The organism is Rhodobium orientis (assembly GCF_003258835.1).
Lineage (GTDB): Bacteria > Pseudomonadota > Alphaproteobacteria > Rhizobiales > Rhodobiaceae > Rhodobium > Rhodobium orientis.
The window spans coordinates 34,150-60,674 of record NZ_NPEV01000033.1 but is presented as its reverse complement, the minus strand read 5'-3'; the positions used below and the strand labels follow the sequence as shown (position 1 = coordinate 60,674).

The window sequence follows — 26,525 nt, the reverse complement described above, 5'->3', positions numbered from 1 at the left end:
GCATAGGAGGCGGCGGCGACCGGCGGCGTGGCATCGGCCAGCACCGCGAAATAGAGAACGAAGAGATGGATCGCCATCAGCGAGGCCGACGACTGCTCGGCCAGCAGCGGGGCACCGATCGCGGCGGTGACGATATAGGCCGGCGTCGTCGGCACGCCCATGCCGAGGAACAGGCAGCTCACGGCGACGAGCAGGACCAGGAGCAGCAGGGAGTCGCCGGCGAGCATCTTGATGATGCCGGTGAAGGCGATCAGGAGCCCGGTGCTGGTGAGGCCGGCGGTGATGATGCCGGCGGCCGCGACCGCCACGGCGATGACGCCGATCGTTGCGCCGGCATCGACCAGCGCGTTCAGGATCGTGGCCGGACCCATCCTGCTGTGGCTTCGCAGCCAGGCGCTCGCAACGACCGCGATCGTTCCCCAGAACGCCGCGAAATAGGGCGAAAAGCCCATGGTCATCAGCGTCAGGAGGACGACCAGCGGGATGGCGAAATGGATGTCCTTCAGGATGTCCCGCACGCCGGCGATCTCGTCCTTCGCCAGCGCATCGATGCCCAGCCGCTTCGACTGGAAATGGACGGACACGAAGATGCCGAGATAGTAGAGGAAGGCGCCGAGGATCGCCGACTGGACGATGCTGAGATAGGGAACCGAGATCATCTCGGCCATGACGAAGGCGGCGGCACCCATGATCGGCGGCATGATCAGTCCGCCGACGCTGGAGGCGGCCTCGATGCCGCCCGCGAGTTGCGGCGTGAAGCCGAGCCGCTTCATTTCCGGGATGGTGACGCCGCCCGTGACGACGACGTTGGCCACCGACGAGCCGCTGGTCATGCCGAACAGGCCCGACTCCACCACGGCCACTTTGGCCGGGCCTCCGGCATAACGCCCGGCAAGGAACGTTCCGAGGTTCATGAACAGGCGGCCCATGCCGCTTGCCTGCAGGAACGCACCGAAGACCAGGAAGGAGGCGACGACGGTGGCGGAAATCCCGGTGAGCTGCCCGTAGAGCCCGCTGCCGTTCATCAGATAGGTGATGTCGACGACCTGGGCGAACGGCAGGTCGCGGTAGTACCAGATGCCCGGCAGCAGATCGCACACGAACATGTAGGCGATGACGATGCCGACCAGGATCGAGAGCGCCATGGACAGTGCCCGTCGCACGGCCTCCAGCACGATGAGGGTCATGACCGTGCCGAGCACCAGCTCGACCGTCGTCGGGGCGTCGAGGAAGGGGCTGCGCGCATAGATCCGCGCGGTGTTCAGATAGATGTAGACCGACGGCAGCAGCGCCAGGAAGGCGAGCACGGCGTCGACCACGCTGGGGCGGGAGCGCGGCGAGGAGCGCCGGGCCGGATAGATCAGAAAGACCGGTGGCACGGCCAGCGCCAGGTGCAGGCTGGCGAGCTTCAGCGGCTCGGGAAAGCCTGCGAAGGTGAAGTAGAAGTGGACCGCGGCCGTCACCGCGAGCCAGCAGCGAACGATGTATCGCGTCGGGCCCGTCAGCTCTCGCATGTCAAGCTCCCCGTGCAGCGTCTCGGTTTCGGGAAACGCCGGGGGCGGTGCGACGCCGCCCCCGGCCGGCGGATCACTTCATGAAGCCCAGTTCCTTGTAGGCCTTGGCGGCGCCGGGATGCAGGGGAACCGGCTGGTTCTGCCAGGCCAGGGCCGGATCGTATCCGCTGAGGCCCTTATAGATGTTGGGGAAGCGGTCGCGGTTCTCGATCAGCGTCTTGGTCATCTTGTAGACGACGTCCTCCGGCACGTCCGAGGAGACGAGGATCAGCGCCTCCATGGTGGTGACGGAGAGGGCCGCGCCGCCGGCCTGGAGCTTCTGGTAGCTGGCCGCGGGAATCGTGCCCTTGCCGTAGCCGAAGGAGGTGGACAGGTAGTCCATCAGCTTGGGCGGGAAGGCGACGAGCTTGGCGTCCCGGCGGCCGGCCTCCACCTCAAGGGCGATGCCGGTCGGCGCGCTGCCGGCCCCGAACAGGACGTCGATCTGGTTGTCCTGGAAGGCCGAGACGAGCTGGCTGTAGGTGCCGTTGATGACGGTTCCGCCGCCCTTGGCGATGGCGTCGCCGTCGTTCTTGTAGAAGGCCAGGACCCGCTGCAGGGTCAGCTCTTCCGACGTCGCCTTCGGCGAGGTGCCGACGCGAATGCTCGGATCGGCGAAGATCTCGGCCAGCGAGCGGGTTTCGTCGGCATCGACGATGACATGGAATTCGGCCGGCGCCCAGGTGCCGCCCATCGACATCAGCTTGTCGTGGGGCTTGCCCTCATAGGGGTCCTGGCCCTTGAGGGCGGCGGCGGCGAGAAAGTCGATACCCATGCCCATCTGGCTGATCCCGGCCTGGATCGACGAAGGATTGTCGCGCCCGCCGCCGGGAACGACGCGGATCGCGATATCGGAGTTGTCCTCCATGACGATGTTGGACAATCCGGTCACGATCGTGAACCAGCTGCCACCCGGGGACCCGGCCGCCCATTCGACATTGGTTTGCGCCTGGGCGGGCATGGCGGCGCACAGCGCGGCGCAGACCGCAGCCTTGGCAAGTGCATTTCGGATGCTGTGGCGCATTCGTTCCTCTTTCTTCCTGGAAGCCGCGCCTGTGCCGACGCGGTCGTGGGGTTGCAGCAGTTGCGGATCAGGAGCGGTCCAGACCCGCGATCTTCAAGGCACCCTCCAGATCGGCCTTGAGGTCTTCGGCATCCTCGAGCCCTGCATGCAGGCGCACGAGCATCCGTTTTTCCGGCCATTCCGTCGCCGATCGGGCATGCGCCGGATCGCCGATCAGAACCAGGCTTTCGTATCCTCCCCAGGAAAAGCCCATCGCAAAGATCGAGAGAGCCTCGACAAAGCGGATGGCACTATCGGCGTCCTCTGTATCGAGGAGCACCGCAAAGAGACCGGATGCGCCGGAAAAGTCCCTCTTCCAGAGCGCATGTTCCGGGCTTGAGGCGAGGCCGGGATGGATCACCCGGGCAATGCCGGGATGGGTCTCCAGCCAGCGCGCCAGCGCCAGGCCCGTTTCGTGATGTTGCCGCAGACGGGCGCCGAGGCTGCGCAGGCCGCGCGCCGCCAGGTACACATCGTCGGGCGAGACGTTATAGCCGAGCCAGTTCGCTGCCTCGCGCAGCGCCCGGTGCAGGCTTGGGTCGCCGACCGTCAAAAGGCCCAGCACCGCGTCGGAGTGGCCGACCACATATTTGGTCGCCGCCTGCACCACGATGTCGACGCCGAGGTCGAGCGGGCGATGGAAAACGCCGGTCGCCCAGGTGTTGTCGCACATCGTCAGGATGCCGCGCTCGCGGGCCACCGCCGTGATGGCGGGGATGTCCTGGACCTCGAACGTCAGCGAGCCAGGGCTTTCCAGATAGACCATCCGCGTCTTCGGCGTGATCAGTTCGGCAATGCCGGCGCCGATGCGCGGGTCGTAGAAGGTGACGTCGACACCGGCCCGGGCGATGAACTTGTCCAAGCTGGTGCGGGCGGGCTCGTAGACGCTATCGACCACCAGCAGATGGTCGCCGGGCGCAAGGAACGCGACCAGCGGCAGCACGCAGGCGGCGAGGCCCGAGGGGACGCACAGCGAGGCCGTGCCGCCCTCAAGCACGCTGACGGCATCCTCGAAGGCGAAGACGTCCGGCGTGCCGAAGCGGCCGTAGAAGGTCGTGCCCTTGTCGAAGCGCTTCGCCTTGGCCTCGGTCAGCTCGGCGACGGTGTCGAAGAGGATCGTCGACGCCCGGGTGACCGGCGCATTGACGGTCGGGCCGCAGCGCCCGCTGTGCAGAAGGCGGGTCTGAAGAAGAGGCTCACGGGCGGTCGACAAGGCGGCTCCAATCCAAAATGGCGTTCTAGGCAGATATATTGCATGCCATTTTGCACCGCTCAAGCCTAAATTTTATGCATGCATATTAAATGGACGGGATTGGTCGGGCGAAAATGGGCGCGGCCAGGCAAGGTGCCATTCCGCATCGATCGCCTGTTTCAAATAGATGGCGAGACATATTGCGCGATGCTCGGGCTTGAACAGTTTTGATGAAAGTCAGTTGACACAGTTTGTTTGTCAGTAAACGTATATCGTGAGGGTTTCCGGAAAAAGAAGAAATAATTTGAAATGGAATGTGAGTCTTTGGCGGGAACGTTCCTCGCTGGGCGGCGTTCTTTTGCCATCGCTCTACAACGAGGAGATAGTGAAGATGTTGAAATTCGCCACCGCCACGTCGGCCGCCGTTCTGCTTGCCGCCGTCGCCGCAACGCCCGTCTCCGCCCAGGATGCGACCATCACCGGTGTTGCCGGCGGCGCCGTCGCCGGCGCGGTCATCGGCGGCCCTCCGGGTGCCATCATCGGCGCCATCGCCGGCGGCACGATCGGGGCCTCCGCCGACAAGGTCGAGGACAACGCCGAGGCCACCACGGCTCCCCCGCCGGAGCCCTATGTCGTCAAGGAAGTCCCGTCCCGCGTCGGCGTCTATGCGCTGGAGCAGCCGGCTCCCGCCGTAACGGTCGATGGGCCGGTGATCATCGGCCAGCCGCTGCCGTCGACGGTTGAGGTCATCCGGGTTCCGGACTATCCGACCTACGCATACGCCAACGTCAACGGTCACACGCTGATCGTGGACTCGCAGACCGGCAACGTCATCGGCGTCGTTCGCAACTAGCCCGGTCGCCCAAACCCCGACGATGCGCCGCTTCGGCGCTCTCGTCCAATCGGCGGGCGCATCGCCCGAGCCGGAGATTGGAAGCTTCTCCGACCCGAGAGTGAAAAACCGTGCGGACGGGCCGACTGGTTCGGCCCGTCCCGGCCGGCGATCGGGTCCAGGCAAGCGGTCGAGGGTGGCGGAGCCAGCCGCAGAGGGCCTGACCTTGAGGGCGGCGGGAGCGTTGCTAGCGTTTGGTGGAGGAGAGCGTCGATGCCGGAATGGCTATGACGCCATCCTATTTCTTATGAAAAGTGTCCGTTTAATCTTATCGGTTCGGTTAACCGCTTGGACAGGCCGGTTGTGTAGGCTGAAGATTCGTCGTCAGGGACTTCATCACTTGAGACCGGCCCGAAAGAGCGCGATCGATGAAAGAGACCTTGAAGGGCAAATCCCTGCGGTTCTGGATTACCGTCGGGATGATCCTCGCATTGGCACCGCTCGCGATATCGGCAAGCGTCGGCTACGTGCTGCTCGATCGGGGCGTGATCGCGCCCGTTCACGACGTTGCCTTCCGGCAACGCCATCAGATCGTTCCCGCCCAGAGGCTGGAGCTTCTGATCTGGAATACGCTGACGCCCGTCGATGAGTATGTCGAGGACGGCAATCCGCTCCACCGGCAGGCATATCAGAGCTTTCGCGCGCAGATCGAAGCCGGATTTGCCGGGCTTCTCGACGCGGTGGAGGAAGATCCCACAACGCAGACGGTGGTGCGAAGGGCCCGTGAGAGCTGGACCTCGGCCGATGCGCTGGCCACGCGCCTGATCTCGTCGCCGATTGACCCCGCCGACCCGCGGCGGATCGAAGCCATGGAGCGGTTTCATGGCGAAATCGTCGCGACCTCGGACAAGCTCCAGGCAGCCTTCGGCCAATTGAGCGGTGCCATCCAAAAAGACCATGACGTCGCCGTCCTGGCCTATGAGCGGTCGTTGTGGATCGCCGGCATTGCCGGCGGGATTTCGTTGCTGGCGATCATCTGCGGCGTGTTCATCATCGGTCGCATCATCGGCGCGAGCGTGGATCGTCTGGTCGCCGGCGCGGCGATTTTTGCCCGGGGCAACCGCGACCACCGGATCGACGTCCAGGTGCCGCCCGAACTGCGGCGCGTGGCAGACGAGTTCAATCACATGATCGGCCGCATCCGCGAGTCCGAAGAGGCCCTGGCGGCTTTGGCCCACCTGGACAGCCTCACCGGCCTCAACAACCGGCGCGCCTTCGATCAGGCGTTCCGCGAAGCCTGGGCGCGTTTTGAGCGTTATGGCGAGCCGTGCTGCCTCTTGGCCATCGACATCGACCGGTTCAAGCGCGTCAACGACACCTACGGCCATGCCGCGGGCGACGAGGTGCTGCGGACCCTCGGCAACGTGATTTCCCATCACAAGAGGCCGTCCGATCAGGTGTTCCGGATCGGCGGCGAGGAGTTTGCCGTCATTCTGCCGAAGACCGACCGCAGTGCCGCACGCGCCATCGCGGAACGCCTCCGGCGGGCGGCCGAAGCCATGCAGGTGGCGGTCGACGACAAGAGCCTTGGCGTGACCATCAGCATCGGCGTGTCCGAAGCATCCGATGACCTTGATCAGAACCGGGTCGTCGAGAACGCCGACGCGGCGCTCTATGAGGCGAAATCCAACGGCAGAAACCGGGTGGTCGTCAGCCGCCCGGCCGGCCTCTCCGACCAGAGCGCCGCCTGACCCGGACCGCGAACTCCGGCGCGCCCGCCGCCGCTATTGCCTCCACGCCCGCGCGGCGGTGGTCTCCGAGCATCCCGCCGGTCGCCGGCGAACCGATGCGACCGGGTCGTTCAGCGCATCCCCGACGTGACCGGCGGTAACCCGGCTTTCCAGTTGCGTGAGACCTCGCGCAGGCTTTCGGGGCCGCGACTATTGGCGACGGTCTCATCATGCCCGGTATCGGCCAGGTGCCGGGCGCGGGCTTGTCCGACCGTCGCTGCGCCCAGAATTCCGATATCCACTGGAGGTACTCCTTGAGACGGTATTGAAGCGAGAGCATGGGCGAGACGGCCAAACCGGATGTCGGCTCGGACCGCCTTGTCCATCCGGATTCACACCTGGTTCATGCCGCCATCGACGAACAATTCGACGCCGTTGACGAAGCTCGAATCCTCGGAGGCGAGGAAGAGCACTGCGCCGGCGATGTCTTCCGGCTGACCGATCCGGCCAGAGGGAATGTTGCCAAGGAATTGCTTCTTGATGCCCGCAGCCTGTTCGCCGCCGCCGAACAGGTCGTTCAGGCCTGCGGTCTCGGTCAGTCCAGGGCTAACGACATTGACGCGGATGTTGCGATCCTTCAGATCGAGTATCCAGCTGCGGGCAAAATTGCGCACTGCGGCCTTGGTTGCGGAATAGACGCTGAAGCTTGGCGTGCCCGCGGTGCCCGTGGTCGAAGAGGTCAGGATGATCGAGGCCCCGTCGCGCAGGAGCGGCAGCGCCTTTTGCACGGTGAAGAGGACACCTTTCACGTTGGTGTCGAATGTCTGCTGATAGTGCTGTTCGCTGATCTCGCCGAGCGGGGCAAAGGAGCCTCCGCCGGCATTGGCGAAGATCACGTCGATCTGCGCGTGCTGCTGCTGGACTGCGTCATAGAGGCGGTCGATATCGGCCAGAACGGACATATCTCCCTGCACGCCGGTCACCCGCCCACCGATGGACTTGACGGCATCGTCGAGCGTCGCCTGGCGGCGGCCGGTGACGAAGACCGATGCCCCCGCCGATGCGAAGGCCCTTGCCGTTGCAATCCCGATCCCACTGGTGCCACCAGTGACGACGACGACCTTGTTCTCGAAGCTATGTGTCATTTCACTCTCCTGCCTGACGGCCCGATTGCCGATGACATGGAGATACTCACGGAACGATCTTGCCTGTAGTGGGCAATTTTGGCACTTATCGTTCCATGAGGAGAACGATGAATGCAGCAGGATCTGAATGACCTCGCCTATTTCGCCGAAGTGGTGGCGCATCGCGGTTTTGCACCAGCTAGTCGCGCGATCGGTGAGCCCAAGTCAAAACTCAGCCGCCGCATCGCAGCACTTGAAGAACGCCTGGGTGTGCGGCTGATCGAAAGATCGAGTCGACGATTTCGGGTCACCGACATCGGGCAGCAATTCTATGAGCGGTGCCGTAGCATGCAATCGGAGGCGGACGAGGCCCACGCCTTGGTTGCTGAAGCCAGGGCCGAACCACATGGACTGGTCCGCTTCGGATGTCCTACCGGCCTCGTCGATGTCGTGGTCCCACTGATCACGGACTTCCTGTCTCGTCATCCCAAGGTACGGCTACAGCTCGTAGCCGCCGATCGGGCGCTCGACCTGATCTCGGAGCGAATTGACCTCGCCTTGCGCGTACGCGCAGCGTTGGACAGCGATGCTTCGCTGACGATGCGTACGATCGGCACCTCAATCCGAATTCTGGTCGCGACCCCAAGGCTTGCGAAGAACGTATATGAGGTCGAAGACCTGGACCAATTCCCATTGCTATCGACAAGCGATAGCGCGAATGAGGTCGAATGGAACATCGAAACCGACAAGGGAGAAACCCGCACGTTCCGAAAACAGGCTCGGATGGGCTGCACCGACTTTTCGGCAACGCGAATGGCGGCGAAAAGCGGTCTTGGTGTCGCGTTGTTGCCCGATCATGTCTGTCGCGCGGAACTCGCAGCCGGCGAGCTCGTGCGCATCCTCCCGGAATGGCGCGGGCAGAAAGGGATCGTTCATCTGGTCTTCACGACGCGACGAGGGCTACCGCCAGCTGTGCGATTGTTCATCGACCATCTTGCCCGCGGATTTCCGCAGAACGTGCTGAGCAACGAGCGGTGATTAACTTGAACAACAAGCGCCGCCGCACTGCATGTTTCATAAACCATTGAAAAACAATGATTTATGTTCCGCTATGGTCTGCTGTGAGGAGGGGTAATGGTGCCCAGGGGCGGAATCGAATAATTAATGCAAGCTATTGGTGTAACAACATATATTCATATTACAATATTCGTTTTTTACCCCTAATCTTACCCACAAATTGCAACGTACCGGTGGTTCGATTCCAAAATACACGTAATCTGCAGTTTTCTGCGCCGTGCTGATCTCGCGAGCGGCCATGATATAAAACATTTCAGAATCCGCAAAATGTTCAGTCGAATTCGCATCCTCAGATTGAGCACAGGGAACTTTCGCAAACCTGAGGTTTGGGCGGAGGGCGGTTGTTCGCTGCGATAGCAAACAAATATCTCAGACCGTGGGAAAGCAGCCGTTCGATCGAATTTCAATGAGAGACCGCCAAAAATGCGCGGTTCGAACACGTATGGCTGTAGTCTTTCCCGTATCGTGACCGGCCTAGAGCGCCTCACAGAGCCGCCCAGTCTGATTGATCCAGATGATAGCCGTAGCAAGGTAGCAAGAGCATGCCGAGCAATCAAAAACTAACCTGAAGTTTTCCATTGTGAAAAACGAATCTGCGGCAGAAGGCGTGTTCAGCTGACAGAAAGCTTGTTCCTGGAGACTTATTCTGAGATGCAATGGTCTCGGCGCGGGAGCTTGAACGGCAGCCTACGCGCGTGACCATATTTCTTCAAGTTGACTTCTTACATCATCGTCAGATGTGATCTTTCGAAGTTTCTTCTTTGAAAGGCCAAGGCTCTTATAGATACGCACGATTGCGATCTGCAACCGTAAGCATTTGTCCCAATTTTGTAACCAGCCAATGCTGGGCAGATGTTCCGCTAGTTGAGATTCCGTCCGGTAACGCAGTCTATTGCCGGACAAGGCCTTGTAGACATCGTCAAACGTATCCTGAACGATAACCGGTGCTGTTTCATCGGGTGTGATAAGCGCTTGAATGAGGAGAAAGACTTGAAAATCCAAATGATGAGACAAAGGCAGGTCGCCTTTGATGTGGTCAAGTCTCGACGACCAAACATGAAGGGGCACTTTCCGAGCATCTGTGCTCAGTAGCTGGCGACATACCAATAGCTGTGCCCGCGTCTCAACACTTTTGGCCACAAAATATACGATCTCTTTGCTATTGCCTTTTACGCATTCGATCCAATTCATCTGAACTGAGCTATGAGACCAATTCTTAACAAGTTCGTCCGCGAGTTTATCGACGACAGCCGCCGTGACCAGCTTTGGAGCTGCGCTATATACAGCTGAGATGAGCTCCGTATTGCTCCGAGAGAGCAGCCTCGGCACAAGGGTTTTCAAGGGTTTTGCGTTCTTCGGTTGCGCCGTTTCGAATATCTGAACAAGGCCTTCGTCGCTGATGTTTCCAATGCGATCGTCGTCCAGAAATGTGGGCGAAGAACTCACACAGCGAATGAAAGCTTTTTCGGAAACTTCGAGAAGCTGCCACATGAACGCTTGATCTTTGGCCGTCGCAACATGCTCAAAGACGCTCGCAGCAAAGTCGCTTTGATCGTTGCGGAGAGTCGTCAGCAACTTGGCGAGTTCAGTGCGCCGGTTAGTGAGCCATTGAGTGATCGTATCCTGACGGACCCTGCCGAGACTAGGAAATGACGATGCGTGGCGAGAGGACTGTATCCCGAGGGCAACGTCGAGCTGATCAAACTTTGGAAGAAGCGAATAGTCCGCATCCGTCAGTTGGGTCAGGTCTGACTTGAGGAGTTGGGCGCTTTGATACTCTGGAAAAGTTTTTCCAATTTCGGTAATCAGTGCCGCCGCATTTGTCGAGCCGTCCCAGGCCACGCTAAGCATCTGATAGATGCGAGCCAGAAACAAGAGGTCCTCTTTTTCGCCACTTGTATCAGCACCATAGCGCCACAAAAAGCGCCGAAACGGGGTCGTGCCACCGTTCACAATATCGCGGGAGACAAGATAGGCGATATTGTTCCACCATTCCTTCCTATTGAGATCTAGCGAAGGTATCGTGTCGGCCAGCTCTACCTCATAGCCACTGCGGCGCGATTGCTTGGCTGGAGAGAGCGGGGCGGTACGGAACGAAAAACGCCTTCGCAAAGCCGGCCATTGCTGCGACCAGAGAGCTAGCATAGCGTGCTCGAGGTTGTCGAACCGCTCAATCTGACCGGCATTGTAGATGCCTGCATATACGAGCTCGACCAGCCTGCGAACCAGCCGCTCGTCAACCTCGTCCAACAACTCGTCGCAGTGCGGCGTTTCAACGTCGACTTCATTTCTGTAGAAGGTAAAATCGTCCGTTCGGTCCGGCCGCTTGATGAAAGCTGCAAGGACCTTGAGGTCCGAAATGCGCGACAAGTCTGCCTCGGAAAGGACCAAAACATGCGTCCACACACACCCCGGTCGGGGCATTTCGGGCGCGCGCCAGGTTTTCAGCACCACATAAGATTTTTCGTCGCGCACCGGGCGGGCTGAGAGATATCCGTCGACCTTAGTTGGCACTCTTGAGTCCCAGTCGGTATCACCTAAGATCTTCGATGCCAGCGTTTTAGGAACACCCCGGCTGGACGCGAGAAGACGGTGACCACGATCGTAACCGAACAACATTTGCTGGAGACGAACCGTCTGTGACCGGGCGGGAGCGCTAGTCGTCATCTGCGCCCAACCACCGCAAAGGCAGCGTAATGTCTCGTCCGGGCTGGCCATTCCAGTGACAGATCACACGTTTCGCTGGGTCTTTTGCCAGGAGCGACTCGCGGGTATCCGCGGTCAGTACACCGCCCTGGGCGGAGACGCCGCAGAACCGGGTTTCATAAACCTCCACATTGTTTCTGAAGTATTGATCGAGGAGTGGCATTTCTCTGGCGACCCACTCTTGAGGTGAGATCCCATCGTCAAGGGTGACATCCCAAGCCGAAACGACAAGCACGATTCTCCTGTTGCGCCGGGTAAACGGAGCCGTTTGCAGCAGTTGAAGTAGGTCCACAATGCGCGTTTGTTCAGGAACTCTCCGGGCATCAAACTCCCGCGGAATATCGTCAGGCTCTGAACTCGCAGGATCGTCGTCATCGCCGTCAAAGGCATGGTCGAGAATGGACATCGTGTCATTGGCGCGGTCTGCGTTGACGAAGAACAGGATCCCGCCGTCCTCGTCGAGGTCACCGAATAGCCCCTCCTCGCAGTGCCGATCCGCAAATATTTCCTGAAATGTCTCTCCCGAAAAATCTGGGAGGGAGAGGACTATCTTGTCGCCTGTCTTGGTATCGCGGACGTGCAAGGAGACCCTCTGCTCGTCCGACAGGTAGGTCCGGGGCACCTCTTCGCAACGAAGCCACGCTTCGACGATCTTGTTGAGGTACTCAGCGTCCCCTGTGATTCTCTCGAGGGTTAGCGAGGTAGTCTCCGGGCTCGCTTCAATGACATGCCACAGCGCTGCAAGAAAGGTTGTCTTGCCGGACTCAGGATACCCCAAAATAATATGGCGCTGGCTGCTCATGCGCGGGCTCGCTCAATTGTTGCAAGGCGATCGAACTCGGTGGCGGGGCCTTCGTTCTGTTCGACGGCCCGAACCCGCGGTTCCGCAGCATCGATCCATGCCGACAGCAAGGCATCGCATCCGTCTGCGGGTTCATGTTCTCCCTTTGGATCACGGGCTGAAATCGCGAAATACTGGATCGTCGCGAGACGCGGCCCAAAATTGGTTCGCAGCCGATGCACCAGCGATTTTACCTGTGCTTCAATGGCACTACGGTTCTCGGAGCGTTCCACTTCATCGCGTTTTGTCACGACCAGGTGGAGATGCTGTGTATCGTTCAGGGCACATGAATCCAGCATTGCACGCACCATCCGGCCGGCAGTTCCAAGAACTTCATGCAATTCCTCTGGTTGGGCCAGTCGCGCACCATCAATGAGAAGAGTAACAACGCGGGCGACGGAGAGCTCCGGAAGCGCCACGAACGCATCGGGGTGGTCCATCGCGGAGCGGTATGTCTCTCCGGCTCGGTCCGATAGGAACAGATCGACCCTGCGGGCGCGATTCTCTTGGCCTACTAGCGCCAAGTGGTAGTACTGAAGCCCGTCTGAAACATAAGTCCGTTTGGTGTCCGGTGTCCTCGCACCTGAAACTGCGCGAGACAGATGCGCCAGCTTTTCGAATGCCCCCAGCGTCGTGCTCGCGACAAAGCTCCGATCGGCAAACGCACCCCGGAGGTACCTGTCGTAGAGTGAGCACAAGAGAGTTGACTTGCCGCTCGAAGTGTCGCCCATGATTGCGACTAGGCGCCCCGCGCGTTGCAGCTGTTGTGCATCAACATCCAGCTGCGAAAGCGGCTCGCCGTGTGGCAGGCGCACCTTTGAAATTTCTGGGTTGGCCTCCTGTAATGTGTCGGGGCTGCCCTCCGGAGGTTCAGGCCCATTGACAGGGTTTGGCTGGCCGAAATGTGGGCATGACTGAATGGGGTCGTGCCCTTCAAGGCACGAACCATCGATCGCAACTTCGCAGCCAAGAGTGCTGCAGGTTAGCTTGTCATTCAATGCCTAAACCCACTCTACTCAGTCAACGTCCGGAGCAGCAACGCCTCTCGGAAACTCTGAAGGGCAACCTCTTCGGCTTCAAACGATGTTTTGTCTGAGAGGCTGCCGTCCTCACCGTATTTCTTCTTCCAGCAGTTCGGGAGGCCAAGATCGTTCGCACGGCTCATCGCGTTATTCAGAAAACAAAGGTCACGCAGACCATCGATCTCCGAGGAGCATGAGATTACCTTGAGTTCGCTGTCCGAAAAGAGATTGGGCAACGCATCGACTCTGAATTTCGCCAGTTTACCATCACGTCCCTCGCCGAGTGCCTTCTTGATGAGGAACTCGCTGGCATGGGGGCCAAGCGGTGTTCTGCAACGTTTCGCAAAATCGAGGCCAATCATGTAAGCAGCTTTGCCCTCACTCATTGAAGCATAGGTCCGTTGAAGATCGCAGCTCTGACCTCCGATCAGCCACCAAAGCATGTCCTTCTCTTCGCGAAGATTTGCGATCTCGTCACGGAGCGGTTGGAGCGCCGCCGAGACTTGAGCAGCAAGATGTTTGTCCATCTCTCGGCTATCGACATTCAGCTTCTTTAGGACCGCATTGAGTTCGGTCGGATCTGCCGCTGTGATTAGATTTTCTTTCGATCCACCGAGGTCGTCGCTGAGCGCGCGCGCCCTAATTTGCTTCGGCGGTCCAGCACGGCGCTGTGAGATGGCCAGATCCCGGGCAGCTGCAGAAATAACCTCCACAAACTGGGGCCAAATCGCCGGCTCACGTCTGCCAGACGCGCTCGCTACCAGCACCGCAAGGGCCGCGACGGGTTTTTCCTCAACAGCAACCTCATGCGCCAGAAGCGCCATCGCAAGGATGGACACCTCACGCTTGTTGACGACCATCGAAAATGCCGGATCAGCATCGACAATCGGTTTTGAGAACCAGTCGGTGTCACGTGCCACGGGCATTCCAAAATAGAACCTTACGAGGTCGAGGATGCGATCCGCGTCCACAGCCTTTGAGATCGTATCAAAAGGCTTTAAGCGAAGGGCAATGTTCGTCGCTTCGGACGTGAGGCCAGCGTGGCCGTAACAATCGGCAAGTGAGATCTCCTTCAACGTCTATTCCTTTTTCTCTGCCACTTCGATGCCACCATTGGCTCCATCGATTTCAGTCTCGAACTCAATCAACAGACCTCTTTCGCGCGCCCGCAGCAAGACCTGCCGGAAGCGTTCATAGTCCGGCAGTTTCGTGTCCTCTTCCTCGAGAAGGTTCAGTTTTCCCGCTATGGCAAGCTTTTTGCTGAAGGTGAGTTTGAAGTACTTGAGGCTAAGCGCGCGCAACGATGTCATTGAGGCGTCCTCTTCGATTGCCGACTCATCAGGGATGGTGGTCGCTTTAACCAGCTGACTCCCTTCTGTTTCGGATGTTTCAACCTCTTTGGACTCCCACGGCTCCAAACGGATTGACTGAAAGAAATAATCTTCAGTCTTGTCTCGTTTTGCTGTGAATTGGCCGGGTCGATTTTGCCAGACCCGGACATGTGCAGTGACGTCAAGCCGCCGTTCGCCGTTTTCGTGGTGGACCGATAACTGCAGAAGGTTGTATCCCGGTTCCCATCCGCGCTCCGTGCGATCGGGGTGTGCAGCGCTGGCGGCGATGCGGACCCAGTCCCGATTCAGTTCTACGCGGTTGGTGTGCTCATGGCCAAACAGTTGGATTTGAGAGACATCTCCAAGGTGATCCGCGAGTTCTTGCCCGTTTGCAAGCCAGTTGTAGGGGTGATGACAGAAGACAAGGTGCGCAACGCCGTATTCGTTTGTCAGCGTGAAGCTGGCCGGATCGACGAATAGACTGCGCTCTTCGTCGGCGTGGCTAGACACAAACGCGGAGTTCAAGCCGGTCACGCAAAGCGTCGATCCATCGTTCAGCTTGTAGCGCCGCTCCGTTTTGGTCCGGTCAGGGGGCATAAGGCTGCAGAGGTATTGGCCAGCGAAGTTGTTGTAATTCTCGAGCGGGCCGTAGAGCTGTTTGCCGGTGTCTTCGTCCTCAAGGTACCCTCGCAGCTTGCCTCCCAGCAGCTGTGGCTCGGTGTTTTGGATGTCTTTATGGGCGGCTTGGATCATCGGTTTCTTTGCAACGTCTCGCTGAACGTCGTGATTGCCGGGAACGACAGATATCTCGCTGACATTGCATCCCACTTCGCGACACAGTTCTTCGAACCATGTTTGCGCGAATTGGTACTCCTCTCGATCGCCGGAATACGCGATATCTCCTGATACCAATATCGCATCTGGCGTAGTACCCAGCTGCTCACATTGCTGTTTGGCGTCCCGCACCAGTGTTGTTCGCAGATGGTGGTTTGGGTCCATTGCCGAACCGAACTCGCCTTTGCGGAAGTGGATGTCTGAGATGTGTAGAATCAACATACCTTGAACTCCCTGCATTCACTCCGATTATAGGGTGTGGTGGTTGGCACTCACTGGGTTGTTTGGGGTGATCAATAGTGCATCGTCGGTTGTTGATCCATCGGTATGGCGCTTTCGAGCGCCCGAGGCTGGTGTTACAAGGCATTTTGGGAAGAAATTTGCTGCGCCAGCATCAGTCTGGAAGCTTCACGTAGTTTGGATCCCTTCGACACCCGGGTTCACAAGCGCAGAGAAAGTCCGATGTCAGGGGCGTGAATGCCGCGACAAGCGCCACTGGTGAGTAGCGGGCATGGACCGAGAGTTCATTTGTCGCATAAGCCGAATTGTGCTCGGCAAATCATCACATCAAGTAATTGAACCCAATTCTTCCATCATGCTAACCTTGAGTTGCCCTGGGCGGTCAACCCATGGGGCATCGCGATGCTCCTCAGATTGAGGAGTATCGTGATGAGAATGCTATCGAAGCGCCAGGTGAAGGAGCTTGTCCTCTACTCGCCGCAACACATTGCGAGGCTGGAAGCAGCCGGCAAATTCCCCAAGCGGGTACAGCTCGGCAGCAACCGAGTCGGATGGGTTGAGGAGGAAGTGCTGGACTGGCTTCGAGCCAGGATCGACGCCAGAGATGCATCGCAAGACACTCCTTGAGTGGAGCGAGAGAGCCGGCCGGAACGCCGGCTCTCTTTCGTTTCGGGGAACGTTCTGGGATCGCAAACGTTGGGGATAGCCATGTACCGCCTGTATCCCCATCGCCTACCCCCAAACGCGACGGCGCATAGGCGAACATAGGCACAGAAAATCAGCGCCAAATTTCCGCGACTTCATCCCTTTCCATGCCATTCGGCGCCACTCCCGCGAACCCCACCCCGATCGAGCCGCAACTTCGCGCCCCCCCCCCGCATGCGCGGTTCCCACTATCCCCGCATCTGGATCGCAGACTCGCATTGGTTGTATTTTCCTTATAATCTCAATCAATGCAGATGCGGGGGGATATGATGAAGTTGCTCTTCAGACGAACCCAGTCGTCCGGCAAGCTCGGCAACATCGTTTTCGGGCTCTGGGGCAAAGTTGAACTGGACAACGACGAACTCGCAATCATCAAACGCTACCGCCTGGACAACGCCATCCTGATCGACGCTGGGCAGGAGCATCTGGTCCGCAATTCGGCGCTCACCGGGCTCCTGGTGTTCGCGATTGCCTCGATCGTCCTCCTGACGTTCGCCACCGCAAAAGCCGCGCTGTTCTTCGGGTTCATCGTCGGTGGCATCGCCGGCTATGTCTACTTCCACCAGAAGCGCGAGACGATCTTCGTGCGCGACCTCATGCACGGCCGCCAGTTCAAATGCGGAAGCGTTGTCGAGCTGGCTCGGAAGGAGGAGTGGCTCGGCCTCGTCACGGCGTTCCTCCGCCAGGTGATGGAGAGCGCCAAGCATTGGGGCGGGACGGAGACGCGGGACATCGAAGCCCTGCCAAAGGACGAGGCCCGCCGCGTGATCATTGCAGGGCTATGATCCATCTTGCCGCTCGCCTCCACGCCTTCATCAACGGCCTCTTCACGCCGTCGGATGCCGTCCTCACTCGCACGCTCCACGACAAAGTCGCGCGCCTCCTCGCAAAGCACGAACTGACCCATCCGCCGGGCCGCGCGCGCCTTGCCGAAGAGATCGCCGAGCAGGTGCTCGCGCAGGTCTCCTCAGACATTCAACCGAATGTCCAGGAAACGCTCTCCGACCTCATTGAGCGGATATTTGAGTATGAGGACATGTTCCGGCTTCCTCGCGTCGATTGGAGCGAGCGGCACAGCGTCTCCGAATACTGGGAGCTTCGGGACGTGCTCAATGTCCAGCGGAGGCTGCTCGAAGACTTCGACCGAACAACAGCGCTATTCGCGACCGCGCTCCTCAACTGCCTTGACCCGATCGTCCGGGCAGCGCCGGCCGTGGCCGAGCCTCGTCCCTCGACCGGAGACATCGTGGTGCCGGCGGACCTGATCCGGTCGATTGGCAATGTCGCGGAGATCACCGAGCACATCTGCGCGGTCCTGGTCGACGACGACCTTGCCGCGGCGCATCTCTTCGAACGCCATCAGAGAACCATCGAGGCGAACGCGATCGAGGCCTCCGGCGGCAACCCGCGCGATCCGCGCGGTTTCTCAAAACCGCTGAAGCTGCCCACTAAGTCGGACATTCGCGATCCGGAAACGCTCGTCGCGACCTATCTCGGCGGCACGCCGATACACAACCTGCTCATCGGATCGGTCGATTTTGCCATACCGACCCGGTCGCGCTTCGAGCACCACCACATCGTCGCCGGCAGCGGTCACGGCAAGACGCAGACCCTTCAATACCTGATCGCCGAAGACCTGAAGGCGGTCGCGCGCGGCGAGCGCTCCGTCATCGTCCTCGATAGCCAGGGCGACCTCATCAACACCATCTCGCGGCTGAAGCTCTTTGCGCCGGGTGAGCCGCTCCACGAGCGCATCGTCGTCATCGACCCGACAGACGTCGAGTGGCCGGTGTCCCTCAACCTCTTCGACGTCGGCCTGGAACGGCTCGACCGGTACTCCCAGCTCGACCGCGAGCGCCTCACCAACTCCATCCTCGAACTCTACGACTTCGTGCTCGGCTCGCTCCTTGCCGCCGAGATGACACAGAAGCAGAGCGTCATCTTCCGCTACGTCACCCGCCTCATGCTCTATATCCCGGACGCCACCATCCACACGCTCCGGGAGCTGATGGAGCCGAAGAGCGAGGTGACATTCGCCGCACACATCGCCAAGCTCCACGGCACTGCCCGGCACTTCTTCGAGACCGAGTTTCCCTCCAAGGAGTTCGAGCAGACCCGCAAGCAGGTGCTCCGGCGCCTCTGGGGCATTCTTGAGAACCGCACCTTCGAGCGCATGTTCTCGCATCCGCGATCGAAGCTCGATCTCTATGCGGAGATGAACGCCGGCAAGGTGATCCTTATCAACACGGCCAAAGACCTCCTCAAGGAGAGCGGCACGGAAATCTTCGGCCGGTTTTTCATTGCCCTCATCGCCCAGGCCGCCCAGGAGCGGGCGACGCTCCCGGTCCGGCAGCGCATGCCGACCATCGTCTACATCGACGAAGCCGCCGACTATTTCGACCGCAACATCGGCATCATCCTGAGCCAGGCGCGCAAATACAATGTGGGGATGGTGCTCGCGCACCAGTATCTCGGGCAGCTCGACCCCAAGCTCCAGGAGGCCTTTGCCGCCAATACGGCGATCAAGTTCGCCGGCGGGGTCTCGGCCAAGGACGCGCGCATCCTGGCCCCGATGATGGGATGCGAGGCGACACTCATTGAGGAACAGCCCAAGGGGAGCTTCGTTGCGTCCATCAGGAGCGTGACCAAGTCCGCCGTTCCGCTCCGGTTTCCGTTTGGCCGGATGGAAGCGATGGAACGGATGTCCAAGGAAGAAGCGCGCGAGCTGCGGGACGCGATGCGCTCCCGCTACGCCGTCCACTACACGGAGCTCGAAGAGACGGAGGAAGCGGCCGAACCGGAGGAGTGTGCAACGGACGATAGGGAGCCGACCGATGGTGACACGACATCGGCAGCCGAGCAGCAGCCGAACCAGCCGGCCGATAATCCCGACGACATAGACACCCGCCCGTCGCCCAATTGGTGAGCCCTTGACGATGCCCGGCACACAGCGAACGCCTTCACCCTACCACGCAGCGCGGCGGCGACACCGGGACAAGAGAAGTTCGACCGGCAAGCGGATCACGCTTCAGGATCGCGATCTTCTGTGGTTCCGGATGATCCACCGACATGGGCCGCTGTCTTCGTCCTATCTCCATACCTTCTCGAAAGGTACACATCGCAGCGAAAAGCGGGCGCTCGATCGCCTGACCGACCTCTACCACGAGGCCGAAACCCCGCATGGCGGTCCCTACCTCGATCGTCCCTGGCAGCAGTTCAAGACCTTCGACGCGCGATACCAGGACCTCGTCTACGATCTGGCGTCGGCCGCTGAAACCGCACTCAAGGAACACGGACTATGGAGCGACTACGCCGCCGCACCGTCCGGCCCTTGGCTTCACCGGTACATGGTGTCTTCCATCACCGCGTCGATCGAACTGGCAACCCTCGACGATGCCTCCCTGGCATACATCCCACAGGCGGAGATATTGGCGCGGGCAAAGACTGCGCTCCGCTATCCGGTGCCGCTTACCGACTCGCAAACCGGACGGAGGGAAACGCGTGACCTGATCCCAGATGCGTTGTTCGGGTTGGAATACAGGCAGCGAACCGGACGCATGTATCGGTTCTTCGTTGTGGAGGCTGATCGGGGCACCGAGCCGAGCAAGGCGTCGAGGTTCAACCGCAAGAGCCACCTGAGGAACCTGTTGCAGTACCGGGAGTACATCGGCAACGGCCTCTACAAACGGCACCTCAATCTTTCCGCACCCCTATTAGTGCTGAATGTCTCGACCAGTGAGCAAACGCAGGCACGCATGATCACGCTCGTGAACGAGCTTTCAGACCAGGGGATTTCATACCAGCTGTTCCAGACCTGCGAGCAGTTCGGCCGCGTCTTCACACCGCCGAAGCCGATGCCGCAGTTGTTGCGAGGCGAGTGGGTGCGGGCAGCCAGACCGTCACTGCGGATCGATCTGCCGTGACCACGCAAATCGTATGTGCAGTAGCTGCACATTAGGTGGTCTATCCGGGCCATCGACCACAACTATCATGATCGCAGAATGCCCGTGAGCACCGCTCGGTGGTGTCTGCCAACGCTGAATGGTCAGCGCTGGCACCGCACCACGGAGCAAGGCAATGAATGAAGTTACTCACCGAGATCGAGCCCAGATCATTGCGAAACTGAACGATGAGTTCAGAACAACATTGACTGGTGGCACGGTTCTCATGACCGCCGGCGTCGAAGCGCTCGGACCGCAGTTTGTCGCCAAAGCATTGGCGTCGGTACGCGCCTTCAACGAGTTCACGGAAGACAATGACCCGCATCGGGAGCACGATTTCGGTGCATTCAGTATCCGGGGGCAGAAGCTCTTTTGGAAGATCGACTACTATGATCAGTCGATGCGATATGGGTCGGAAAATCCATGTGATCCCGAAGCCACTTGCCGTGTTTTGACGGTGATGTTGGCTGAGGAGTATTGAACCACACCAACGTCATGCCCCGCAGGTACGCGGGGCACTTTTTATTTGGATGGGTGTCAACAGGGAACTCATGTCGCAATATGCTGCAACATTTGCTAAATTTAAGTTTGTCCACGTAGAGCAAGCCGTTTCCATATCATGGTACGGAAGAGGTTGTTTTTGCCCGGAGATGCCCAATAAATGGATTGGCATGTACGTGATCCTCACTACCGATGACCGGGATTATACGCCGCTATAGCACTCGGCAATGCATACTGTTTCCCCGCTCTGGTCGAGCACAAGTGAAACGCCGAACGGGCTTGAGTTTTTCGATGAAAAGTGCCAAAATGAGACGCTGGCGACACTCATCTGAACTTCCAAAGTTGTGATCGGGATGATCTGCCTACGTTGTTTGGCGCCGAAGAGCGAAGCTAACATTTCATTGGTCTTCCGAGACAGCGTCAAACGTCCGGTCTCGAGATCGACCGCTCTCTCTTCCAATAAGGCATTGATGAGGCGCGTGAAAACGCTTCTGTTCCGAACAAATAAACACTGAAGGTGAAGTTAGATCATGAGCATAGAAAATGACCTCCGTGCGAAAGAAATGCACACAGTGTGCCGAGGCTTGATCTCTGTGCGTGAGCTCAACCTCGACCCAGACACTTTCGATATAACTAGCGGCGACCGCTCGATATCGATTACAGGTCCGACTTGCACGATATGCAGCGAATGCTGTCTTTGCGAGACGGGCGGAGTGTGATCCGCTTCAGAAGCTTGCGAGCGGTCTGTCGGTTTACAGAAATGAAGGAAAGGCTAGAGCGTGCCCCGCTTAGACTATGTGCAGTGGGACATTACTTCTGTGTGCAACCTTGATTGCGCACACTGCCGGGAGAAACCGACAGCCTCAAGTCCGAAGTACGACCTCAACGCAAGCGAAATTCGGTCGGTTATTGATCAAATTGTCGCATTCAACACTCACACGCTTTCCCTAGCTGGTGGTGAGCCCTTGCTGGCTCGGCGGATATGGGACATTCTGGAATATTCTCAAGGAAAGTTCAAACGTCTTGTCCTCTCGACAAATGGAACACTTATTACATCCACTGTTGCCGAACGCTTAAGGCGGTATCTTACAAACGTTCAAATCAGTATCGACGGCCCAGACGCAGAGACACACGATTACATTCGAGGTGAGGGAACGTTTGCTAGGTCGATGACGGCGATCAAAGCGCTACAGAAGGTAGGTTTGCAAGTTGATGTACGTATGACAATTTGTCGGGAAACTGCGCCGCGTGTGCGTGATTTCATTGACCTCACCAAGCGCTTGAATCTTTGCGGCGCATATATGCGCCGAGTTATACCAAGTGGTAACGCCGCATCTGGGGGTAAGGTTGGCGAGCTTTCCAGCATTGAGTTACGTAGCGTGCTCGGCGATGCGATCAGCTATGGTAGATCAATCGGTCAACACGTCGCATCGGCCGACTATTTTTGCCAAATAACATTCAACGATGAACAAAGAAAAAAAGCTGAGCACACCCAAGCGATGGGTGGTAGCGTCATAGGTGGGTGTGCGGTTGGTATCAACAGTTTCTACCTCATGCAAGATGGCACTATTTCATACTGCCCGTATCTTCCAGTTTATTGCGGCAGCTTGCGGGAGAATTCTCTTGAGTATGTTTGGGAACACTCTGAGATGCTTAAGGTCGCTCGCGCCCTTCGTTACAATCTGAAAGGCAAGTGCGGCACGTGCAACTACCTTTACGCATGTGGCGGCTGTCGTGCCTACGCATATGCTAAAACGGGTGATATCCTAGCAGAAGATAGTGGTTGTTGGATTAAATAATAATTACAACAATTTGTTTTCCGAAAAATATTTAGTATTTATGTTAATATCCGGAGTATATGAATGAATATTTGAAGGAGTTTGTTGATAAAACTTACAGTTCTCCTGGAAATTTTATCGATCTTGGAGCTGGAAGCATGTGTGACGTGGAATCTCTACGTGCTAGCGGTTGGAGCGGGTATGGAGTGGACAAGAAAACAGGCACCGACCTTAACACGCCGCACTTGTTTCGTGGCGGCCCATTTGATCTTGTGTATTCCAATTACGTACTGCATTTTTTGAGAAATAAGGAGCAATTGTTCGAAACGGCTTACAACAATCTCAAAGATGGTGGTTGGTTCTTTGTCCATACGTTCCATAAAACTGACGAAAATATTAAAGGGTTCGATGAGTCTCAAATTATCAGAATGCTCAGTAAATTCGTCGATACTTCAACAAGGATTATTGAGCTATGGGACGATGAGGTGCGGCATAAGCACTGGCATGTAATATTGGAGGCGGTGGGCAAAAAGCCAATAATGTAAATTAGGTAATTTCGATAAAAAATCTATCTAAACTAGATTTTTTGACTGTAATATCTTGATGTCGCTATGATGCCATATTGCGCGGCCCGAAAACGGCTTGCTCGTCCGCCCATCAATCATCAGCTTCACGAACAGCTCGTAGTTGGCGAGATTAATCAGGTCACGCGGCTGTGGAAGGTCCGCCGCGAACTGCTTGGCCAGGATGCCGGCATCAGTTGCCCCGACCCGAAACGCCATGAGCGTCCCCACATTCCCCAAGATCGCTTCGAACGTGTCCTTGTCGATCTGCGATGTGTGTTGGTGCGCGAGGATGAGGCCGAGGCGGTATTTCCGCAGCTCCGAGAGCATGTCGGCGAAGGCAGCCGTCGTGAAGGAGTGGAACTCGTCGATATAAAGGAAGAACGGCCGCCGGTCGCGCTCTGCCAGCTCCTGGCGGCTGTATGCGGCAAGGGCAATTGTTGAAACGATCATGCCGCCGAGGATATTGGCCACATCGGCACCCAGTTGCCCCTTGGCGAGATCGACGATCAATGTTTGGCCTTCATCCATGATTTTGCGGAAGCGGAGCGGTTTTTCCGGTGCGCAGAGGGATTTCCGCACCGCAGGATGTGCCAGGAACGCGCCGAGCTTGTTGGCGATCGGCGCGATCCCGTCGGCGGCGGTCTTGTAGTTCATCTTGGGAAATTCGGTGGTCCAGAACTCCCTAACCTGCTCGTCGGATAATCCCGCGATCACCGTGCGCCGGAATGAACGGTCGAGGAACATCGGCATGATGTCTGCGAGCGTCGCGTCCGGCCGTTCCAACAGCGCCAGAAGTGCGTAGCGAAGCAGATGCTCCATGCGGGCGCCCCAGGCATCGCGCCATTGTTTTTTGAGCGTATCGATGAGGCCGGCCGCGACGAGATAGCGATAGCTGTTCTGCACCCTCGTGAGGGGATTGTATCCGTAGGGACAGTTGAGATCGGCGGGTCGCCAGACAATCGCCTCGGGGCACATGGCGGCCAGGCTTCGGCTCAAGTCCCCATGCGGATCGATGAGGCAGAAGTCTTGTCCGTTTTCCACGTCCTGCCGCATCATTTGGAGCATCAACGTAGATTTGCCGGTACCGGTCTGTCCGATGATGTACTGGTGAAACAATCGATCCAAGGCCTTGATACCGAAGGGCCAGTCCGGCGGCCTGCCGCGCGTTTGCGCCAACTGAGTGATGATCTCGCTCGCAGACCTCATTCCCCAATTATTCGAGGTCGCAGGCCAGTCTCCCAGACGGCATTCGGTGCAGTGGCCGCACCATCGGCCGTCTACCGTCGCGGCGGTGCTTCATCGAAAATGCACGTCGTGACGTTCTTATTTTCTGATGAAAAAATTGAAGAGTTGCGCGGCCTGGTGGAGGCGGAATTCGGCGAGCCGGTCACGCTCGAAGAGGCGCGGGTGATGGCCGACGATCTTTTGGAGTTCTACGAGCTGCTTTGCCGAATTGCCCGGAAGGATCGGTCGTAGTCGTCCAACTGTTTCAGCGCATCGGGATCGATCTGCTCAATGAGTGCGCGGGCTTCTTTCGCGACCTCTACGGTCTCCGGATCGGCAGCAAGTGTTTGCAGCCTTTTGCGCAAGCGTGTGCGTTTCTCGCACGCCGCGTGGTCCTTTCGAACGTCGTCTACGTCTCCCCGCAGATGTGAAAAACCAGTCAACAGACCGAGTTCGACGAACGGTTTCCTGGCTTGGAGTATGACTTTTTTGTCTTTGAGGATCGGGTTCGAACACAGGATTCTGAGCAGCGCGCGTTTGGTCTTATTGTCGGCTTCTTCAAACCAGCATTTGGCTTTGCTGCACAACAATTGAAGGATTTCGAGCGGTTCGAACGTGATTTGATCGTGCTTGGCGTTTTCGGCATTTTCTTCGGTCTTGGCGAGTTCTCGCGTGAGGATTTCCCTTTTCTCTGCGAATTCGTCGTCGCCTACCACTTCACGCACCCGCAAATCCGTCAGATTGGAAAGCTGCTTCTTGAGGCTCGTCATTCGGTCAGAAAGCTTCTTGGCGACCTCGGCCTTCGCATCGGCAAAGGAGTCCTTTGATGTTCGCATTGCTTCCATGAACCACGAGCCGATCTTCTCCGGCAGGCGAACGCCGTCGAGGAACGCGAGGACTTGGCGGTGCAGTTCCTGCTCTTCGATGGATGGCTGGGTGCATCGGGGCGTTCGATGGACCCTCGTGCAGTGGTAGTAGACGTACTCGCGTCCGCTTGGCTTTCGCTTTCGCTCGGCAGTCACGGACAGACCGCAGGCACCGCAGGTGAAGATGCCGCCATAGGAAAAGCTTCGCCGTTGCGGACGTGGTTGCGTTCGCTTCCCCAGAATCTGCTGCGCTCGTTCAAACTGCGATTTGGAGACCACCGGCAGATGGCGGCCCGGATGTAGCTCGCCCTGCCAGCGGATATATCCGGCATAGAACGGGTTGTTCAAAATGTTGTGGGTCGTGGAGAGCCCCAGCTTCTTGCCGCCGCGCGTTCGTACGGTTGGCGTGATGTAGCCCCATTCATTCGCGGCAACGCGGTGTATCTCCGCAACGGAGTAGTTGCCGGTGAGGAGGAGGCCGAACATCCGCCGTACGATTTCGAAGTGTTCGCCGTCCGGCACGATGGTTCCGGTCTCTCGGCAATTGCGGTAGCCGATTGGCGCCAGGTTCGGCTGCCAACCATTGCGGATTTTGGTCCGTTGCCCACGCTTCACGTTCTCGGAGAGGCTGTCCACATAGTATTTGGAGTAGCCGAAAATGATGTTCAGCATGAACTTGCCCTGCGAGGAGTTCTCGAAGGCGTAGGAGCAAAACAGGAGGTTCTTGAGCGTGCCCTGGTCGAGGGCGTAGATCACCCGTCCGCCGTCCATGGAGTTGCGGGCGAGGCGGTCTGGATGCCAGGCGATGATCCCTTCTGCCTCGCCGCGCTCGATCCGGCGCATCATCTCGTCGAAGAGTGGCCGGCCGGGTTGTTTGGCGCTGAAGGCCTCCTCGTAGCGGTCGACAATGGTGACCTCGCCATCACCCTCAATCAACCGGTCGATCTCTTCGTTTTGGGAGGCCAGCGACATGACCTGGCGGTCTTCCGCTTCCTGGGATTTGCGGCAGTAGATGAAGTATTTCATACATGCGGATCAATATCCTCGGACTCTAACAAATCCTCCGAAAGAGTCGAATCGTGCTTCCACGGCCATGTGCCGGAACGCATCATGTCTTTTGCGACTTGCCGGCAATATTCGAGGTGCCGCTCGACTTGCCGCGAGAGAGGAACGTGCTTGCGCATGCGTAGAGGGTAGCGTCTCGGCGAATGGCGGAAAGACCGCCTTTGGTGCGCGCACTGAACAGCGTGCCGTCTTGTGATGGTGTGCTGATCCGGTAGCCTTTCCGGCATCAGGGAACACGTGAGAGGGTAGCATCACCACCCGGTCTCGGTGGTCGGTGCGGAGGGGTTCCACCCCTCCGCCACGGAAACGATCATCGAGACCGGGTGGTGTGATG

Annotated in this window: 23 protein-coding genes; 11 read left to right on the top strand and 12 right to left on the bottom strand. The window is 58.5% G+C overall.

The window, feature by feature from the left end; translation table 11 throughout:
• From CH339_RS15040 to metC, 3 genes are all read right to left on the bottom strand, one after another.
• Positions 1-1,514: TRAP transporter permease (locus CH339_RS15040; RefSeq protein ID WP_111435182.1), on the bottom strand; the 1,514-nt coding region annotated here is incomplete at its 3' end.
• A gap of 73 nt (positions 1,515-1,587) precedes the next feature.
• Entirely contained in the window at positions 1,588-2,577 is a 990-nt protein-coding gene (locus tag CH339_RS15035) for a TAXI family TRAP transporter solute-binding subunit (RefSeq protein WP_111435181.1), read from the bottom strand.
• A gap of 67 nt (positions 2,578-2,644) precedes the next feature.
• On the bottom strand, positions 2,645-3,829 hold the full coding sequence (gene metC, locus CH339_RS15030; RefSeq protein ID WP_111435180.1) for a cystathionine beta-lyase: 1,185 nt from the start codon (positions 3,827-3,829) through the stop codon (positions 2,645-2,647).
• A 370-nt stretch (positions 3,830-4,199) separates the two neighbouring features.
• Here metC and CH339_RS15025 point away from each other — a divergent pair, with 370 nt between their 5' ends.
• Together CH339_RS15025 and CH339_RS15020 are read left to right on the top strand one after the other, a co-directional pair.
• The gene (locus CH339_RS15025; RefSeq protein WP_111435179.1) at positions 4,200-4,661 is read left to right on the top strand and encodes a DUF1236 domain-containing protein; all 462 of its coding nucleotides are present in this window, start codon (positions 4,200-4,202) and stop codon (positions 4,659-4,661) included.
• A gap of 407 nt (positions 4,662-5,068) precedes the next feature.
• Positions 5,069-6,391, top strand: coding sequence for a diguanylate cyclase (locus tag CH339_RS15020; protein ID WP_111435178.1), 1,323 nt, complete (start codon positions 5,069-5,071; stop codon positions 6,389-6,391).
• A 110-nt stretch (positions 6,392-6,501) separates the two neighbouring features.
• Here the strand turns inward: CH339_RS15020 and CH339_RS15015 are convergent, their stop codons facing one another.
• The gene (locus CH339_RS15015; protein ID WP_170138534.1) at positions 6,502-6,672 is read right to left on the bottom strand and encodes an NAD(P)-binding domain-containing protein; all 171 of its coding nucleotides are present in this window, start codon (positions 6,670-6,672) and stop codon (positions 6,502-6,504) included.
• Between the two features lie 90 nt (positions 6,673-6,762).
• A complete protein-coding gene (locus CH339_RS15010; RefSeq protein WP_111435176.1) occupies positions 6,763-7,515 on the bottom strand; it encodes an SDR family NAD(P)-dependent oxidoreductase in 753 nt (250 codons plus the stop codon).
• Positions 7,516-7,626: 111 nt separating this feature from the next.
• Here CH339_RS15010 and CH339_RS15005 point away from each other — a divergent pair, with 111 nt between their 5' ends.
• Positions 7,627-8,532 (top strand): LysR substrate-binding domain-containing protein, encoded by a 906-nt coding sequence (locus CH339_RS15005; protein ID WP_111435175.1) that lies wholly within the window; start codon positions 7,627-7,629, stop codon positions 8,530-8,532.
• 726 nt (positions 8,533-9,258) lie between these two features.
• On the opposite strand, the gene CH339_RS15000 is transcribed toward CH339_RS15005, so the two are convergent.
• The 5 genes from CH339_RS15000 to CH339_RS14980 are packed head-to-tail and all read right to left on the bottom strand — an operon-like array spanning position 9,259 to position 15,527.
• Positions 9,259-11,190 carry a GAP1-N1 domain-containing protein gene (locus CH339_RS15000; RefSeq protein ID WP_146610193.1) on the bottom strand — a complete coding sequence of 644 codons (1,932 nt, stop codon included), beginning with the start codon at positions 11,188-11,190 and terminating at the stop codon, positions 9,259-9,261.
• Between the two features lie 37 nt (positions 11,191-11,227).
• Entirely contained in the window at positions 11,228-12,079 is an 852-nt protein-coding gene (locus CH339_RS14995) for a TRAFAC clade GTPase domain-containing protein (RefSeq protein ID WP_111435173.1), read from the bottom strand.
• A complete protein-coding gene (locus CH339_RS14990; RefSeq protein WP_146610192.1) occupies positions 12,076-13,116 on the bottom strand; it encodes a TRAFAC clade GTPase domain-containing protein in 1,041 nt (346 codons plus the stop codon). The genes CH339_RS14995 and CH339_RS14990 overlap by 4 nt, the downstream gene beginning before the upstream one ends.
• 14 nt (positions 13,117-13,130) lie before the next feature.
• The gene (locus tag CH339_RS14985; protein WP_111435171.1) at positions 13,131-14,216 is read right to left on the bottom strand and encodes a GTPase-associated system all-helical protein GASH; all 1,086 of its coding nucleotides are present in this window, start codon (positions 14,214-14,216) and stop codon (positions 13,131-13,133) included.
• A gap of 3 nt (positions 14,217-14,219) precedes the next feature.
• Positions 14,220-15,527 carry a metallophosphoesterase gene (locus tag CH339_RS14980; protein ID WP_111435170.1) on the bottom strand — a complete coding sequence of 436 codons (1,308 nt, stop codon included), beginning with the start codon at positions 15,525-15,527 and terminating at the stop codon, positions 14,220-14,222.
• 420 nt (positions 15,528-15,947) lie between these two features.
• Between CH339_RS14980 and CH339_RS14975 the strand changes: the two genes are divergently transcribed.
• From CH339_RS14975 to CH339_RS14945, 7 genes are all read left to right on the top strand, one after another.
• Positions 15,948-16,172 (top strand): helix-turn-helix transcriptional regulator, encoded by a 225-nt coding sequence (locus CH339_RS14975; RefSeq protein ID WP_306461181.1) that lies wholly within the window; start codon positions 15,948-15,950, stop codon positions 16,170-16,172.
• A gap of 353 nt (positions 16,173-16,525) precedes the next feature.
• Entirely contained in the window at positions 16,526-17,035 is a 510-nt protein-coding gene (locus CH339_RS14970; RefSeq protein WP_146610191.1) for a hypothetical protein, read from the top strand.
• A complete protein-coding gene (locus tag CH339_RS14965; protein WP_111435168.1) occupies positions 17,032-19,176 on the top strand; it encodes a type IV secretory system conjugative DNA transfer family protein in 2,145 nt (714 codons plus the stop codon). The genes CH339_RS14970 and CH339_RS14965 overlap by 4 nt, the downstream gene beginning before the upstream one ends.
• 10 nt (positions 19,177-19,186) lie before the next feature.
• Positions 19,187-20,173, top strand: coding sequence for a replication-relaxation family protein (locus tag CH339_RS14960; protein WP_111435167.1), 987 nt, complete (start codon positions 19,187-19,189; stop codon positions 20,171-20,173).
• 154 nt (positions 20,174-20,327) lie between these two features.
• Positions 20,328-20,672, top strand: a complete 345-nt coding sequence (locus CH339_RS14955; protein WP_111435166.1) for a DUF3768 domain-containing protein — start codon at positions 20,328-20,330, stop codon at positions 20,670-20,672.
• A gap of 799 nt (positions 20,673-21,471) precedes the next feature.
• Complete coding sequence (locus CH339_RS14950) at positions 21,472-22,491, top strand: radical SAM/SPASM domain-containing protein (protein WP_111435165.1); 1,020 nt, start codon at positions 21,472-21,474, stop codon at positions 22,489-22,491.
• Positions 22,492-22,550: 59 nt separating this feature from the next.
• Entirely contained in the window at positions 22,551-23,015 is a 465-nt protein-coding gene (locus tag CH339_RS14945) for a class I SAM-dependent methyltransferase (protein ID WP_111435164.1), read from the top strand.
• Between the two features lie 27 nt (positions 23,016-23,042).
• Here the strand turns inward: CH339_RS14945 and CH339_RS14940 are convergent, their stop codons facing one another.
• Positions 23,043-24,242, bottom strand: coding sequence for a type IV secretory system conjugative DNA transfer family protein (locus CH339_RS14940; RefSeq protein ID WP_111435163.1), 1,200 nt, complete (start codon positions 24,240-24,242; stop codon positions 23,043-23,045).
• Between the two features lie 51 nt (positions 24,243-24,293).
• Here CH339_RS14940 and CH339_RS24375 point away from each other — a divergent pair, with 51 nt between their 5' ends.
• Positions 24,294-24,512 (top strand): hypothetical protein, encoded by a 219-nt coding sequence (locus CH339_RS24375; RefSeq protein WP_146610190.1) that lies wholly within the window; start codon positions 24,294-24,296, stop codon positions 24,510-24,512.
• Here CH339_RS24375 and CH339_RS14935 read toward each other — a convergent pair.
• On the bottom strand, positions 24,470-26,152 hold the full coding sequence (locus CH339_RS14935) for a recombinase family protein (RefSeq protein ID WP_111435162.1): 1,683 nt from the start codon (positions 26,150-26,152) through the stop codon (positions 24,470-24,472). The two genes, CH339_RS24375 and CH339_RS14935, sit on opposite strands and share 43 nt — an antisense overlap.
• Positions 26,153-26,525: the final 373 nt, after the last annotated feature.

Bases quoted from the DNA above. Each gene is read 5' to 3' on its own strand.
- CH339_RS15035 (WP_111435181.1), bottom strand. From the start codon at position 2,577: ATGCGCCACAGCATCCGAAATGCACTTGCCAAGGCTGCGGTCTGCGCC.
- CH339_RS15025 (WP_111435179.1), top strand. From the start codon at position 4,200: ATGTTGAAATTCGCCACCGCCACGTCGGCCGCCGTTCTGCTTGCCGCC.
- CH339_RS15020 (WP_111435178.1), top strand. From the start codon at position 5,069: ATGAAAGAGACCTTGAAGGGCAAATCCCTGCGGTTCTGGATTACCGTC.
- CH339_RS15010 (WP_111435176.1), bottom strand. From the start codon at position 7,515: ATGACACATAGCTTCGAGAACAAGGTCGTCGTCGTCACTGGTGGCACC.
- CH339_RS15005 (WP_111435175.1), top strand. From the start codon at position 7,627: ATGCAGCAGGATCTGAATGACCTCGCCTATTTCGCCGAAGTGGTGGCG.
- CH339_RS15000 (WP_146610193.1), bottom strand. From the start codon at position 11,190: ATGTTGTTCGGTTACGATCGTGGTCACCGTCTTCTCGCGTCCAGCCGG.
- CH339_RS14995 (WP_111435173.1), bottom strand. From the start codon at position 12,079: ATGAGCAGCCAGCGCCATATTATTTTGGGGTATCCTGAGTCCGGCAAG.
- CH339_RS14980 (WP_111435170.1), bottom strand. From the start codon at position 15,527: ATGTTGATTCTACACATCTCAGACATCCACTTCCGCAAAGGCGAGTTC.
- CH339_RS14975 (WP_306461181.1), top strand. From the start codon at position 15,948: ATGCTCCTCAGATTGAGGAGTATCGTGATGAGAATGCTATCGAAGCGC.
- CH339_RS14965 (WP_111435168.1), top strand. From the start codon at position 17,032: ATGATCCATCTTGCCGCTCGCCTCCACGCCTTCATCAACGGCCTCTTC.
- CH339_RS14960 (WP_111435167.1), top strand. From the start codon at position 19,187: ATGCCCGGCACACAGCGAACGCCTTCACCCTACCACGCAGCGCGGCGG.
- CH339_RS14955 (WP_111435166.1), top strand. From the start codon at position 20,328: ATGAATGAAGTTACTCACCGAGATCGAGCCCAGATCATTGCGAAACTG.
- CH339_RS14945 (WP_111435164.1), top strand. From the start codon at position 22,551: ATGAATGAATATTTGAAGGAGTTTGTTGATAAAACTTACAGTTCTCCT.
- CH339_RS14940 (WP_111435163.1), bottom strand. From the start codon at position 24,242: ATGAGGTCTGCGAGCGAGATCATCACTCAGTTGGCGCAAACGCGCGGC.
- CH339_RS14935 (WP_111435162.1), bottom strand. From the start codon at position 26,152: ATGAAATACTTCATCTACTGCCGCAAATCCCAGGAAGCGGAAGACCGC.